Source organism: Chloracidobacterium sp., assembly GCA_016716305.1.
Classification (GTDB): Bacteria; Acidobacteriota; Blastocatellia; order Pyrinomonadales; family Pyrinomonadaceae; genus OLB17.
In genome coordinates this window covers 2,430,719-2,444,719 of sequence record JADJWP010000002.1, presented here as the reverse complement: position 1 = coordinate 2,444,719, position 14,001 = coordinate 2,430,719, and the positions used below count along the sequence as shown (strand labels likewise).

Below are 14,001 nucleotides of genomic sequence, written 5' to 3'. Positions count from 1 at the left end.
GGGTTGGTTATGCGTTGGAGAGATCAGCGGCAGAGCACGAACATCGAAGACCGGCGCGGGATGGGCCGCGGGGTCGCATTGGGCGGCGGAGGCCTCGGTGTCCTGATCTTGGCGGCGATCGTTTGCCTGCTTGGCGGCGATCCGCGCCAGCTGCTCGAGAGTGGTGTTCCGACCCAAACTCAGTCACCTACAACGGCCAGCAACAACGTCAACCAGGCTCCCGACGAGAATCGGCAGTTCGTGAGTGCCGTACTGGGAAGCACCGAGGACGCATGGCGCGAGATATTGCCCGCGCAGCGTCGGATGCAGTATCGGGCTCCTGTTCTGGTGCTTTTCTCAGGCCAGGTTTCATCGGCCTGCGGATATGCGAGTGCCGCGACCGGGCCGTTCTATTGTCCGGGCGACTATAAGCTCTATCTGGATTTTGATTTCTTCCGCGAACTAAAGAACGAATTCCGCGCACCCGGCGACTTTGCACAGGCCTATGTCATCGCCCACGAGGTCGGCCACCACGTTCAGAACCTTCTGGGTACGATGGCGAAGGTTCAGCGGGCCGGGCAAAACAACCAATTGTCGGTCGCCCTCGAGCTCCAGGCCGATTGTTATGCCGGCATCTGGGCAAACCATGCTCAGAAGAAAGGGCTGGTCGAGGTCGGGGACATCGAAGAGGCCATTCGTGCTGCCGGCGCGGTCGGTGACGATATGATACAGCGCCGAACGCAGGGCGTCGTGCGGCCTGATACGTTCACACATGGCTCCGCCGAACAGCGTCAAAGAGCATTTGCTGTGGGAATGCAGTTCGCTTCAATGCAGCGGTGCGAAGTGTTCAAGTAGCCGGCGTGAATGGGCGTCCGTAGATCTCCTGGTAGACCCAGCCCAAAACTCGAACCTCAGCGGTACACAACGCTTCGAGCCAACAGCTTGAAAGATATAATCTGCGCTCGACGTTCGTCGTAAGCAGATCTGCTTTTTGCAGAGGCGACAATTCGATGTTGCTGTCGAGGTTGTTCGATTCGGTGAGCTCGCGTTTTGTTTCGCGCGATTCATGCAAAGCGGCAAGGACGTCGTTCATCCAAAGCCCCAGAAGCGGCTCCGAATCGTTCTCCTGCAAAGCCTGAAAGACCCCGATCGCAAACCGCGCTTCAGCGTTCTCGAAGGGATATGTCACGACGCCGTTCGCCTCGTCCTCTTTCTGCTTCCACTGAAAAAGCTCTTCGACCATTACGTGCCGCATCCTCGCCGTGCGTTCATCGTAAAGAAGAAACCACTCTATCAGATCTGCGATCGAATTCGGTTCGATCTGTCCGCTCTGCGATCGTTTAAGCTTCGGCGGTTGAATTTCCGTCGGTGCGGCGTCGGTCATATTTCTTTGCTCTGTCCTCAAGAACGAATAACGATTATTTCACTCCGGTCAGGCTATTTCAATGCGGCTTCTTCAAACCCCGCTATCTGATACAGATCAACCTCACGCAAAGGCCGGACCGCGTTGACAAACAGGCTTTTACTGCACGATACTTAGGTCGACCGACCGTCTGAGGAGAATCATAAAATATATGGCCACTCAATACGTTTCCTGTCCAAACTGCAAATCCCAGAATCCCGGCAACTTCACGACATGCACCAATTGCGGAACGATGCTTCCGATAAGTCCGATGCCGATGCAGCAGGTCAATTATGGACAAAAGATCCCCGGCGCTGATAAGAAGATCGCCGCCGGATTGTGCGGCATCCTGCTCGGGGGCCTCGGGATACACAAGTTCATTCTCGGTTACCAGCAAGAAGGGATAATCTATCTTGCAATGTTCGGCGTCGCTTTTATCCTCGCCTTTCTCACCTGCGGCATCGGTTCGTTCTTGCTGATCATTCCGGGTGTCCTCGGCTTGATCGAAGGGATCATCTATCTGACGAAATCGGATGAAGAGTTTGTTCAAACGTACGTCATTGGCAAGAAGCCTTGGTTTTAGGCCTCTTCCCTCTGCTTAATAGTGTTCACAGGTATCATTGAAGAACTCGGCCGGGTCGCAGAGATCGAAACGCTCGGCACGAATGCCCGTATAAAACTTCAAGCTGAGATCGTCACTCAAGGCACCAATGACGGTGATTCGATCGCTGTCAACGGTGTCTGCCTCACAGCGCTGAACGTTGCTCCTTCCTATTTCTCGGCCGATGTATCAAAAGAGACGCTGGACCGCTCGACGATCGGCGGCCTATCGGCCGGCTCACCGGTAAACCTTGAGCGGTCCGTCACGCCCTCGACACGCCTCGGGGGCCATATTGTCCAGGGCCACGTCGATACACGCGGAGAATTTCTCGGATCCGAAAAGAACGGCGATTTTTGGACCGTTCGCATCGGCTTCCCGCGCGAAATGTCGCAGTATCTCATTTATAAAGGCTCTGTTGCGGTCGAAGGCATCAGCCTGACCGTAGCAAAGCTCGATACCGATTGGTTCGAAATTGCATTGATCCCGAAAACCTGGACGATGACGAATCTTTCCTCGCTCAAACCCGGCGATCCGGTCAATCTGGAGGCCGATGTCATCGCAAAATATGTCGAGCGAATGATACAAGAGCGGGTGCCCGCGTCGCGTATAGCGTAAGGAGACGCCGGGAAAGGCTGGCTTCGGCCAGGCCATTCCCGCGAACCGGATCGTTATGAAATTCGCTCGCTACACATTCGCGGCCGCCGGCATTTACGGCATCCTCGCTCTCGTTCCGCAGTACTTTCTCGAAAGACAGATCGCGATCGACAGCCCGCCGGAGATCACGCACCCCGAGTATTTTTACGGATTCGTCGGTGTGGCACTGGCTTTCCAGCTTGTGTTCCTGATCATTGCGAAAGACCCGGTTCGGTTTCGCCCGATAATGCCGGCTGCGATCGTTGAAAAGATCGCCTTCGTGATACCGACTTTCTATCTTTACGCGAACGGACGTGCCCCTTTGCAGATAACGGCCGGTGCCGCGATCGACCTGCTTCTGGCGATACTGTTCGCGATCAGCCTTCTCAAAACCCCAAAGCAATAGCAAAAAAAGACGGCACCCGAAGATGCCGTCTTTCGCTTGCCCTTGCAGCTTGATCTACTTCGGCCCACCGGCGAGTTTGCCGATGAGTGTGAAGAGCGGAAGGTACATCGAGATCACGATCGAACCGATCGTGATACCGAGGAAAGCGATCAGAACCGGCTCGATCATCGCCAACAGATCGGCGATGGCCGTATCGACCTCTTCTTCATAGAAATCTGCGATCTTGCCGAGCATCGCGTCGAGAGCACCGGTCTGTTCACCGACGCCGATCATCTGGCCGACCATATGCGGAAATACATTTGTCGCCTTTAACGGATCAACAAAGTTCTCACCGCGTTCGACGCCTGCCCGCACCTTCAGGATCGCATCTTCGATGACCACGTTTCCGGCGGTCTTTGCGGTTATGTCAAGCGATTGAAGGATCGGAACACCCGATGACAGCAGCGTCGAGAGAATGCGTGAAAAACGAGCGACTGCCACCTTTCGCAGAATGCTGCCGAAAATCGGAGTTTTAAGCAGCAGGGAATCGATCTGCCATCTGCCTCTCTCGGTCTTATAGTAATACTTGATACCGACCGCAGAGCCGATAATGCCGATCAGCAATGCAAGGCCGCCCCAGCCTGCCAGAAAGCCGCTTATTCCCATCACGATACGCGTCGGCAACGGCAGGGCCTCGCCCGGTCCCAAGAGACCAAGGAAGATCTGTTCGAATTGCGGGATGACGACCACCATGATCACCGCGATGGCTGCGATCGCGACCACGATCACTGCTGCCGGGTAGATCGATGCTGAAATGATGCTGCGTTTCAGCTTGACGACCTTTTCGATCAATGTCGCCAACCGCTGCAATATGAGGTCGAGCACACCGCCCGTTTCGCCCGCTTCGACCATGTGGGTGTAAAGCGAATCGAAAACCTTCGGGTGCTTTTCCAGTGCCTGATAGAGCGTCGAGCCTTCTTCCACGTTCTGCCTTACCTGACGCAGGACCTCTTTGAAAAAGACGTTCTGCTGCTGTTCGGCCAATATGTCGAGACACTGGACCAGCGGCAGACCGGCATCGATCATCACAGAGAATTGCCGGGTGAATACGGCAAGTTCCTTGGCGCTGACCTTTTTACGCGTTCCGAGCTTTGGTATCGAAATGACATTGCCCTTTTCAGAGGCCTGTGTCATTACGATCTGCTCGCGCCGTAAAAGTGCACGGAGTTCGTCCTGGCTGGCTGCATCGCGCTCACCGGCGACCATTTCGTTCAACCGGTTTCGTCCTTTGAATACGTAAGTAGGCATTTCTTTTCTCTATGCTCCTCTAGGTCTGGTTTCTCTAGCGTGCCGGAGGACGCTGTCCGATAGGTCTGCCCTGGGCGTAAGGGCTCGAATGTCCCGACGGCGGCATCGCGGGCTTTCCTGTTCCATTTCCGGCATACGATTGGTTAAGGCCGGAACCGCGTTCGATCAGCTCCTTTAGCTCGTCTGCGTTCGAAGTTCGCTGCATCGCGACCTCGATCGAGATCAGACGCTTGTGGACGAGCGTCGCAAGGGCCTGGTTAAAGGTCTGCATTCCGAATTTGTCCTGTCCGGTCTGCATCATCGAGTAGATCTGATGGATCTTGTCCTCACGGATGAGGTTGCGGATAGCGGCATTCGGCACGAGTATCTCGAGCGCCATAACGCGGCCGTCTCCGGTGGCCTTGGGCAGCAGCGATTGGCACATGATGCCTTCAAGGACGAGCGATAGCTGTGTTCGGACCTGTGCCTGCTGGGCCGACGGGAAAACGTCGATTATACGGTTGATGGTCGAATAGGCTGAGTTAGTGTGCAGCGTTGCGAACGTGAGGTGTCCGGTCTCGGCGATTCGCAGCGCCATTTCGATCGTCTCAAGGTCACGCATTTCGCCAACCAGGACGATGTCGGGGTCCTGACGAAGAGCGGTGCGGAGTGCCGCGCCGAAAGAATGTGTGTCGGCGGCAACTTCACGCTGGTTGACCACACAGTTCTTGTGGTTGTGGAGAAATTCGATCGGGTCTTCGATCGTCAGTATATGGTCATGCCGGTCGATATTGATCTTATCGACCATCGAGGCGAGCGTCGTAGATTTACCCGAACCGGTCGGGCCGGTGACCAGAACCAGGCCGCGCGGCTTTTTGCAAAGATCTGCCACGACGGGCGGCAGCCCAAGGGCCTCGAAAGATTTGATCTCGTACGGGATCGCACGAAACACCGCGCCTACGGCACCTTTCTGATTGAAGAGATTCGCACGAAATCGCGACATTCCCTTCAAACCGAACGAAAAATCGAGCTCAAGGTTTTCTTCGAACCGGTGCTTCTGAGCATCGGTCAGAACTGAGTATGCGAGTCGTTTTGTGTCGGCCGGCGTAAGCGGAGGAATGCCTGTGAGCGGGGACAGGTGGCCGTGTACACGCACCTGCGGGGCAGAGTTCGTCGTAAGATGCAGGTCAGATCCGCCCGCATCCGTCATTCTTTTGAGAAGTTCGGGCAGGGTGATCTGCGAGGCAATGTTTTCTTGTTGGTCGAAGCTCATATTGGTTAGAGGGTAATGCAGGACCGTGCAGCAGCTGACGAGCGTCGCCGCTGCACGATCCTAATGAGGAAAAAAGAGCCGACTATTCCTTGACAGCGGCCTGCTGCGTCGGTCGTCGTCTGCTCTGGATCGAATTGACCACCTTCTCTGACTCTTCGGCAAGACGGTCGGCCGCCTCGGCATTCGAATTGGTGGCGACACTATAGATGCGGCCGTCGGCTTCGGTGAAATAGAACAATCTCGATTGCACCCGTCCGCCGTTTGCCTGCGATTGAGCTACGACAACGTAAACGGTCTTGCCGCCGATCTCTTTCTGATAATCGTTGACGACCCATCCGTTCTCACGGATCATCCGGTTGATGACCTCTCTCCGGAGCGAGGTCGTTGGCACGCCGCCGACACTCCTGTTCCGGCCGGTCGCGACCGTTTCACCCGTTGCAGGTCCGACAACCGATATCGAGGCCGAACCCACTTCCATTCCGCTGTTGCCCGCAACGCGAAACTGAACCTCACCATCGGTCGACTGGCCCGGTGCCCAGTTCTTTGGTGCGGCCTGTCCGGAAGGCAGCACGGCCGCCGGCGGTTTTTCGGTCTGGGCCGGTTTCGATCTCACTGCGGCAGTGGCATTGTTCTGTGCGGCCTGTCGGGCACGAGCGAGCCGCATCTGGCGAAGCCGAAGCGCACGACGCCGGGCTGCAACAGCCCGTTTTCGGCGCTCCTGGGCCCGATACAGCTGCCACCAGCGTTTCGAATATTTCTTCACGCCGCGCCATTCGCGTTTCTTTTTGTACTTGCGCGTTTTCTTCGGACCGGCCTCGGCGTACTCCGTCGCTAACGGAATGAGCGTACCGATGCCGATCAACAATGCTATCGAAAGTGCAATTGCCCTAAATACCATATTTCCTCCAAAAGTCTTACAGGACCGTTTCCTTCATTACCTCTTCGATCGTCGTGATGCCGTCGCGTATCTTGCACAAACCAGATTCGCGAAGCGTGATCATACCCAGCTCGATCGCCTTCTTTCTCAACTCGATCGCGCTCGCTCCGATGATTATCAGTTCGCGAAGTTCATCAGTAACTTCCATCACTTCGTAAAGGCCGACGCGGCCCTTGTAACCCGTGTTCAAACACGCCTCGCATCCCGCCCCCTTGTAGAGCGTCAAGCCGGCCGCCTCTTCCACCGAAAAACCTGCCTCGACCAATGCCTCTTTCGGAACCTGTGCCTCCTCTTTACAATTGACACAGATCCTTCGGATCAGCCTTTGCGCCTGAATGATGTTGACGCTTGTTGCGACAAGAAACGGCTCGATACCCATGTTTACCAATCGGGAGATGGTCGATGGGGCATCGTTCGTGTGAAGCGTCGAGAGAACAAGGTGGCCGGTCAATGCCGCCTTGATCGCGATCTCGGCCGTTTCAAAGTCACGAATTTCGCCGACGAGGATGATGTTCGGGTCCTGACGCAGGAACGATCTGAGGGCTGCGGCGAAATTAAGGCCGATCTGTTCTTTCATCTGCACCTGGTTGATGCCTTCCAGGTTGAATTCGACCGGGTCCTCGGCCGTCATGATGTTCGTTTCCGACGTGTTTAGCGTCTGCAGAGCTGAATAGAGCGTGTTCGTTTTACCGGAACCCGTTGGCCCGGTGACGAGGACCATCCCGTACGGATTGGCGATCGCACGCTGAAATTTTTCGAGACTTTCGGCTTCAAAACCGAGTTTCGACATATCAAGCATCAGCTTGTCTTTGTCGAGCAGACGAAGCACGACCTTTTCGCCAAAGAGGGTTGGCAGCGTCGACACACGGAAGTCCAGCTCTCGTGAACGCTCGTCGACCCGGACCTTGATCTTGATGCGGCCATCCTGCGGCAGACGCTTTTCTGAGATGTCGAGCTTTGCCATGATCTTCAGGCGTGAGATCAAAGCATCCCGCATCTTCATTGGCGGCTTCATCACATCGTAAAGAACGCCGTCGATACGAAACCTGATCCTGAACGATTTTTCGTATGGCTCGACGTGAATATCCGATGCTCCGCGTCTTAACGAATCGACCATCAGAACATTGACGAGGCGGACGACCGGAGCATCCTCACTGGCACGTGCCAATGTCGCCAGGTCGATCTCGTCGTTCTGTTCGACCAGTTCGAGCTCTTCGCCGTCGTGAGTCTGAAAATCAAAGCCTTCGAGCGTTACATCGAGGTCGGCCTCTGACAAGCGGTCATCGAGCTTAAGCTTTGTACCGTTCTTCGATGCTCCGTTCTTACCGTTCTTACCGTTCTTGAGGACCGCCTTGTCGGCTTCGACCGCGAACGCCGCGTCAAATATGTCGATCTGCGTGGAACCGCTGTAATACTTACCGATCGACATCTGGATGGATGCCTCGGATGCGATCACCGGCTCGACATTTAGTCCGGTCATGAACTTGATGTCGTCCATCGCGAACACATTTGTCGGATCGGCCATCGCGAGGGTCAGCGTTGCACCGACCTTCGATATCGGCAACACCGTGTATTTGAGTGCGACCTCCTGCGATATCAGCTTTATTACGTCCGCTTCGATGTGGAAGAGGTCGAGATTTATCGACGGCACACCATATTGCCGCGACAGAACCGCAGTTATCACGTCGTCGGAGATGATCCCCAATTTGACGAGATTCGAGCCTAGACGGCCTCCGCTGCTTCTCTGATAGTCGAGAGCCTCACGCAGTTGTTGCGGGGTGACGAGATTTTCGCGGACAAGAATTTCCCCTAATTTCGCTGACATCGAGTTCTAATTTGTGTTTCCTGAATGCGAATGCGCAAGAGGAAGACAGATGTGTGAGTTTAAAAGAGATACACGGACAGAGAGGTTGCCGAATAAACGATGATAAACATCGTCGCAACACGATAATAGATGTTTGTCACCAAAGTGTCAAGGAAATCTTTTGGTGTTAGGAGTATCGATCAGGCGGTAAATATCGGGGGTTTCTCGGTCCGCGACGGCTTGAAACAGCCATTTCTCAAGCTTGAAGGTCATTTTGACCGAATTTCCGGGGACGAACTAGCCGATCCGGGTGAATTCCTCTGATACGTCTCGCTCAAGTATCGGGTCGAGCACGCCATCGTTGTCTTTATCCTCGGCGTAGAAGTACTTAATAAGCGGAGGCGCTATCAGGGTCGTCGCAACCGCCATGAACAGCACGGCGGCAAAGAACCTTTCGGTGATCACGGCAAGTCCGAGACCGATCTGAGCAACTACGATCCCAACCTCGCCGCGGGGTATCATTCCGACGCCGACCTGAGCCATCTCGCGTCGCGTTAACCCCCAGGCACCGATGCTGCAGCCAATGAACTTTGTTATCACCGCAAAGAACGTGATCACGAAAGCCAGCAGCAGGAACGACGCATCCTTAAAGACCGCCAGATTTAGCTGCATGCCGATATTGACGAGAAAAAACGGCACGAGGAACTCGGTCACGCCGCTTGTCAGTTTGTGCATTCCCGGATTATCTTCGGTTGCCTCAGCCATCGCCATCCCGGCGAGAAATGCGCCGATTATCGCGGCCACGCCAACATAGATCGACGCCACCGAAAGCCCGAGACATAAGATCAATCCGACATTAAAGAACGGTTTGCTGACCCGCAGGTTGCTGACCTTCGGTGCGACCTTGTTCATCATCCGCGCACCCAGGACCGCAACGAGCAAAGTGAAAGCGATCGCCAGGGCCGCTGTTTTGCCGAGCTCGAGATAGTTGATGTCGCCCGAACTCATTGCCGAGACGACGGAAAGAATTATCAGCCCTAGGATGTCGTCGATCACCGCCGCCCCGAGGATGATCCGGGACGTTTCTTTATCCAAAAGGTCCATCGAACCGAGCACGCGCGCCGTAATGCCGACCGATGTCGCTACGAGCGCGGCTCCGATAAACATTGCTTCGATAAAAGAGCCGCCCCAAAGCAATGCGATGAAATACCCGGCAATGAAGGGAAGTATCACACCGAGCGTGCCGACCAGCATTGCCTTTTTTCCGACCCGATAGACGGACTGCGGCTTGGTCTCGAGCCCGACCATGAAGAGAAGAAATATAACGCCGATCTCGGCAACGATCCCGATGATCTCGGACGGCCTGACCCAACCCAGTACGCTCGGGCCTACGATGACACCCGCAAGGATCTCACCGACGACCGCCGGCTGTCGCAGACGCTCGAACAACTCGGCCATCAATTTGGCGGCGGCGATCATTATGAAAAGTGCGAAAAGCACCTGTGAATGTTCGGCCGCGGCCGCGAATATTATTGGCATTTTTAACCCGGATCAGAAAGGTCCTCTAAATTCTTATCTTAGCAATCGCACTCTCGAAGGGGCAAAAGCGAGGTGCTGCGAAAACCCGATTAACTTGATTTTTTTGCACGGCAAACTATAATCAAGTGTTCGTGGCTGGGTAGCTCAGCTGGTTAGAGCGTGGGATTCATAACCCCAAGGTCGGGAGTTCAAGTCTCCCCCCCGCCACCACATTTTGGAGAGACGGCTGATATCGGCCGTCTCTTTTGTTTTTTGATCTGCCAAACCGAACTGCATCGGCACGAAATAGGTTATGATGCGGCAATGTCAGATCTGGAGCACGATCACACACACGAAGCGATAGCGGCGCGGATCGCTGCGTCAAACCACAACTATATTCGAGATTTCATTTACGGCGGCGTTGACGGCGCTGTCACGACGTTCGCCGTCGTCTCGGGCGTTGCCGGTGCTGAACTCTCGACCAAGGTCGTTTTGATCCTCGGCTTCGCAAATCTAGTCGCCGACGGCTTTTCAATGGCGGCAAGCAATTTTCTCGGGACAAGGGCCGAGATCGACGATTACCGCCGGCTTGAAAAGATCGAATACCGCCACATTGAGGTCGCACCAGAAGGCGAGCGTGAAGAGATCAGACAGATCTATCGTGAAAAGGGATTTGAGGGCGAAGAGCTCGAAAAGGCGGTAGAGCTGATCACATCGGACAATGACCGGTGGGTAAGGACGATGCTGATGGAAGAATACGGTCTGCCCTCCGAGATACGGTCGCCGTGGCTTGCCGCCGGCAGCACCTTCAGCGCCTTCATCGTTTGCGGACTTGTTCCCCTGATCCCGTATCTGTTCGGCTGGGGATCGTCGTTCCTCGTCGCCTGCGTTATGACGGGTATCACCTTCTTTCTGATCGGCTCGTTCAAAAGCCGTTGGTCAACGACCGGGTGGCTGCGCTCCGGCCTCGAAACCCTTCTTGTCGGTGCCCTCGCCGCCGGACTCGCTTACGGTGTCGGTGTTCTGCTGAAAGGAATTGCCGACGGTGTTTAGCTTGTCAGTCTCCGATAAATATTGGGCATTCGTTCCGGCAGGCTCAAAACGTCGTCGATGATGGTATAGCCGACGTCGCCATAAAGGTCGCGAAGTTCGGCCTCGGATTCGCGGTCGATGGTGATGCAAAAGGGCGTGATGCCGTGCGTTTTGGCTTCGATCAAAGCTTCGCGAACATCCTCGCGGGCATAGCGGGCGTCGCCGTAGTCGTGGTCGTAGGGCCGGCCGTCGGTCAGAATTATCAGCAGCTTCGTTCGATTTTCCTGTCGCAAAAGCTTGTGCGCCGCATGGCGAATAGCGGCACCGAGCCGCGTGTTGTTCTGGAACGTGATGCCGCCGATACGCTTTTCGGTTTCCTCAGAGTATTTCTCGTCAAAATCCTTAACGACGTAGAACTTCACGTTGCGCCGGCCTTCGCTTGTAAAACCGTTTATCGAATACACGTCGCCGACCGCTTCGAGAGCCTCGCTCATCAGGACGAGGCCTTCTTTTTCGATCTCGATTATCCGCCGCCCGGGATAGGTATACGGCTGGAGCGGGTTTCGCGTAATTGTCCTCGCGGTCGATGACGATTGGTCGAGAAGAAGCGAGACGGCTACGTCGCGTTGTCGCCTTAGCCGTTTGGTATAGATGTTCTCCGATTGCCGACCGTCGGCCCGACGGTCGATGACGAGATCGACCAGTGCGTTGAGGTCGTAATCCTCGCCGTCGATCTCGCGGTTGATCTTGGTCAGATTTTCGGGTTTCATCAACTGAAACTGATGGCGGACCGACGAAATGACCCCCCGATATCGCGACCTCGCAAGCTCGACAAAATTGCGGTCGCCGAGTTTCACACGCTTTTCGATGACACGGCTCCAGCCGACGCGGTAATCGTTCAGTTCGCGGTCCCATTCGTCGTATGCGAACGCTTCGTCGCCTGCCTCGAGCGGCTGCTCGGGCATTTCGTTATGCGACCACGCCTCCGAGCCCTGCAGGTCGTCCGGCTCGCCGTCGTCTTCGTCAGAGTTCCAGGCGTTAAAGAGGTCACGCAGGTCCTGCATCGTCTGCGGCCTTTCTTCGCGCTTTGCGCTCTCCTCAACTACGGCTTCTTCAGTATTTTCGCTTTCGTAGGCAAATTCGCTGCTTTCTTCCTGGTCGTCGTTCTCGGCCTCTTGCGTTTGCTCAGGCGTGATGTTCTGAAACAGGTTATAGACGCGGCTTGCGGCAAACAACGAATCGGCGACCGTTGGCCTGAGTTCCGAGCCGCTTCTGCTCAACAGATGCTTTTCGATAACGGTCTCGATCTCAGAGACGATCTGGCCGTAGAAGTTGCGTGCATCGTCGGTTGCCCCGCCGCAAAGCGTGATCTGGAACAGCAATTCGAAAGGAACCTGGTGAAACGGGACGTCGAAAATGAACGGCCGGTTCTTTCGCAGCAACTGCTGCATTAGGTCGAGGTCCTTTCGCAACCCGTGATAACTGCTCCGCAGCAGGCCGTCGATCCGGGCGTTCTCCATGGTCGTAAAGATCTTTCGCGCCAGCCGCGGCTCAGGAAAGATCTGCAGGACGGCGCGATAGTCAGAACCCTTTGGCATCGACCGCCGGCGACGTTTGATCTCTTCGCGGAGTTCAGCGTCGGAAAGTGCCTGATCGCCCTTTTGGACGTCTTCGATGTAACCGGCAAGCGAAAACGCATCGGTCTGCTCAGCGGTCGCCGAATAGAGCTCCGCAAGTTCGCTAAAGGCGGCCTTGAGTTCGACCGAGTCGGTCGCGAATGTGCCGAATTCTATTTGCCCAGCACCGTATGCCGCCAGAACTTTATAGAGCCTGAAGTCCATCTCCTCGGTGTCGAATTCCGCGATATTATTTGGCAGATAGACCGTTTTTCCGTCGCCGATCCGCGATTCCTGCGGCATTGACGTCTGCGGCGCAATCTCGACCTCGTGTCCGGTCAAAGCCTCGACGTAGAGCCGAAGGATGTGCTGTACCTCTTCGAGATGAAGGCCGGTCCGCGTTTGCTGCAGCCGGTCGTTCGAAAGCCGTGTCTCGAGTGCGAAATAACTGCGTCGGGCCTTTGCCGGCTCGTCGCGCATTTCGTCGAGTCCGGCGGCGATCCATTGCTCGTATTGATCGAGCGAGACACGCCGAAGAGCGGCGGCAGAGGATCGGAATGCCGCAAGAGCGCTTTCGGCGTCCGCGTCAGCGATCTCACCGGCAAGCCGCAGAACGCGTCTGATCGCGGCCGTCTTTACGCTCCCGACATCCTCACCTTCCAGTTTCATCGCCGAGATCTGGCGGAAGAACTTTGGCGACGCACGAAGAAATGCGATCAACACCGCATTCCCGCTTTTCGCGATCTTTGCCAGGACGCCGCACCAGTCGTCAAATACCGTCTCGGCCTGCCTGAGAACGTCGCTGCCTGCCGATACGAAATGGAGCGTCACGCTTCCGCCGTGTTCAAGAAACTGCGCCGACCGCTGCGCCAGCTTCACCGCATTCTCTGCCGACAGGGCTTCGAGAGCCGATGGCAGATTTGACCACAGGTCAGCGGTCATTCCGCCGGTCCTGTTCGCGAATTCCGCGGCCAAGGCTACGACCGAAGCCGCGACGCTATCGCGATCGGTCCCGAACTGCGCGATCGCCGACGCCACCGGAGGTGTTTGTTTAAGAAAATCCGAACTGTGTTTGGCCGAACGGTTCGCGATATTCACGGCAAGATCGAGGATCTGATGGAGCAGGTGATCATTCCCGATCTCTTTCGCCAGTTGAGGTACCAGGCGAAACGTCTCTAAGGCGATCGAACTTGAGAGAACGAGCTGCCGCGTGCAAACCTGAAAGACAAGGCCGCGGGCATCGTGAGGAACATTCGAAAGGCCTGCAACGCCCTCGGCAAAGAACTGTGAGCCCGTTTCAGCATTGCCCATCGCGAGTCGGCGGCCAAGTTCGCCCCACAAACGCAGGTCATCTGCCGACAAGACCTTCGATGCTTTTGGTACGGCCTCGACGAAATCGCGGCTGACGCGAAGGCTTACACCTGCTAGAGCCGCGCTTACTTCGATTGCGGCCCTCTTCTTTTCGGCCGGCAGGCGCCCGAGCCGTGCGGCCAATTCGGTAAATGAGCTTTTGTTTGCCGAGTTCTCTTCCACT

The 14,001-nt window shown here is 55.7% G+C and carries 12 protein-coding genes and 1 tRNA gene; 6 read left to right on the top strand and 7 right to left on the bottom strand.

Annotation, left to right across the window (positions count from 1 at the left end):
• The first annotated feature begins 9 nt into the window (after positions 1–9).
• Positions 10–834: a zinc metallopeptidase gene (locus IPM28_13140; GenBank protein ID MBK9173926.1), complete on the top strand. Its 825-nt coding sequence runs from the start codon at positions 10–12 to the stop codon at positions 832–834.
• On the opposite strand, the gene IPM28_13135 is transcribed toward IPM28_13140, so the two are convergent.
• On the bottom strand, positions 827–1,363 hold the full coding sequence (locus tag IPM28_13135) for a hypothetical protein (protein ID MBK9173925.1): 537 nt from the start codon (positions 1,361–1,363) through the stop codon (positions 827–829). The genes IPM28_13140 and IPM28_13135 overlap by 8 nt on opposite strands.
• 295 nt (positions 1,364–1,658) lie before the next feature.
• Between IPM28_13135 and IPM28_13130 the strand changes: the two genes are divergently transcribed.
• Genes IPM28_13130 through IPM28_13120 form a run of 3 tightly spaced genes read left to right on the top strand, consistent with a single transcriptional unit; the run spans position 1,659 to position 3,021 of the window.
• Complete coding sequence (locus IPM28_13130) at positions 1,659–1,964, top strand: NINE protein (protein MBK9173924.1); 306 nt, start codon at positions 1,659–1,661, stop codon at positions 1,962–1,964.
• Between the two features lie 21 nt (positions 1,965–1,985).
• Complete coding sequence (locus tag IPM28_13125) at positions 1,986–2,597, top strand: riboflavin synthase (protein ID MBK9173923.1); 612 nt, start codon at positions 1,986–1,988, stop codon at positions 2,595–2,597.
• 55 nt (positions 2,598–2,652) lie between these two features.
• Complete coding sequence (locus IPM28_13120) at positions 2,653–3,021, top strand: hypothetical protein (protein MBK9173922.1); 369 nt, start codon at positions 2,653–2,655, stop codon at positions 3,019–3,021.
• Between the two features lie 54 nt (positions 3,022–3,075).
• Here the strand turns inward: IPM28_13120 and IPM28_13115 are convergent, their stop codons facing one another.
• The 5 genes from IPM28_13115 to IPM28_13095 form a co-directional block, all read right to left on the bottom strand.
• Positions 3,076–4,308: a type II secretion system F family protein gene (locus IPM28_13115; GenBank protein MBK9173921.1), complete on the bottom strand. Its 1,233-nt coding sequence runs from the start codon at positions 4,306–4,308 to the stop codon at positions 3,076–3,078.
• 34 nt (positions 4,309–4,342) lie between these two features.
• Positions 4,343–5,560: a type IV pilus twitching motility protein PilT gene (locus IPM28_13110; GenBank protein ID MBK9173920.1), complete on the bottom strand. Its 1,218-nt coding sequence runs from the start codon at positions 5,558–5,560 to the stop codon at positions 4,343–4,345.
• An 82-nt stretch (positions 5,561–5,642) separates the two neighbouring features.
• Positions 5,643–6,458, bottom strand: coding sequence for a hypothetical protein (locus tag IPM28_13105; GenBank protein ID MBK9173919.1), 816 nt, complete (start codon positions 6,456–6,458; stop codon positions 5,643–5,645).
• 16 nt (positions 6,459–6,474) lie between these two features.
• The gene (pilB, locus tag IPM28_13100) at positions 6,475–8,322 is read right to left on the bottom strand and encodes a type IV-A pilus assembly ATPase PilB (protein ID MBK9173918.1); all 1,848 of its coding nucleotides are present in this window, start codon (positions 8,320–8,322) and stop codon (positions 6,475–6,477) included.
• A gap of 276 nt (positions 8,323–8,598) precedes the next feature.
• Positions 8,599–9,840 carry a cation:proton antiporter gene (locus IPM28_13095; GenBank protein ID MBK9173917.1) on the bottom strand — a complete coding sequence of 414 codons (1,242 nt, stop codon included), beginning with the start codon at positions 9,838–9,840 and terminating at the stop codon, positions 8,599–8,601.
• A gap of 133 nt (positions 9,841–9,973) precedes the next feature.
• Here IPM28_13095 and IPM28_13090 point away from each other — a divergent pair.
• Both IPM28_13090 and IPM28_13085 read left to right on the top strand, forming a co-directional pair.
• Positions 9,974–10,050, top strand: a tRNA-Met gene (locus IPM28_13090).
• 93 nt (positions 10,051–10,143) lie between these two features.
• Positions 10,144–10,872, top strand: a complete 729-nt coding sequence (locus tag IPM28_13085) for a VIT1/CCC1 transporter family protein (GenBank protein ID MBK9173916.1) — start codon at positions 10,144–10,146, stop codon at positions 10,870–10,872.
• On the opposite strand, the gene IPM28_13080 is transcribed toward IPM28_13085, so the two are convergent.
• On the bottom strand, positions 10,869–14,000 hold the full coding sequence (locus tag IPM28_13080) for a VWA domain-containing protein (GenBank protein MBK9173915.1): 3,132 nt from the start codon (positions 13,998–14,000) through the stop codon (positions 10,869–10,871). The two genes, IPM28_13085 and IPM28_13080, sit on opposite strands and share 4 nt — an antisense overlap.
• Position 14,001: the final 1 nt, after the last annotated feature.

Bases quoted from the DNA above. Each gene is read 5' to 3' on its own strand.
- IPM28_13140 (MBK9173926.1), top strand. From the start codon at position 10: ATGCGTTGGAGAGATCAGCGGCAGAGCACGAACATCGAAGACCGGCGC.
- IPM28_13135 (MBK9173925.1), bottom strand. From the start codon at position 1,363: ATGACCGACGCCGCACCGACGGAAATTCAACCGCCGAAGCTTAAACGA.
- IPM28_13105 (MBK9173919.1), bottom strand. From the start codon at position 6,458: ATGGTATTTAGGGCAATTGCACTTTCGATAGCATTGTTGATCGGCATC.
- IPM28_13110 (MBK9173920.1), bottom strand. From the start codon at position 5,560: ATGAGCTTCGACCAACAAGAAAACATTGCCTCGCAGATCACCCTGCCC.
- IPM28_13120 (MBK9173922.1), top strand. From the start codon at position 2,653: ATGAAATTCGCTCGCTACACATTCGCGGCCGCCGGCATTTACGGCATC.
- pilB (MBK9173918.1), bottom strand. From the start codon at position 8,322: ATGTCAGCGAAATTAGGGGAAATTCTTGTCCGCGAAAATCTCGTCACC.
- IPM28_13095 (MBK9173917.1), bottom strand. From the start codon at position 9,840: ATGCCAATAATATTCGCGGCCGCGGCCGAACATTCACAGGTGCTTTTC.
- IPM28_13085 (MBK9173916.1), top strand. From the start codon at position 10,144: ATGTCAGATCTGGAGCACGATCACACACACGAAGCGATAGCGGCGCGG.
- IPM28_13115 (MBK9173921.1), bottom strand. From the start codon at position 4,308: ATGCCTACTTACGTATTCAAAGGACGAAACCGGTTGAACGAAATGGTC.
- IPM28_13130 (MBK9173924.1), top strand. From the start codon at position 1,659: ATGCAGCAGGTCAATTATGGACAAAAGATCCCCGGCGCTGATAAGAAG.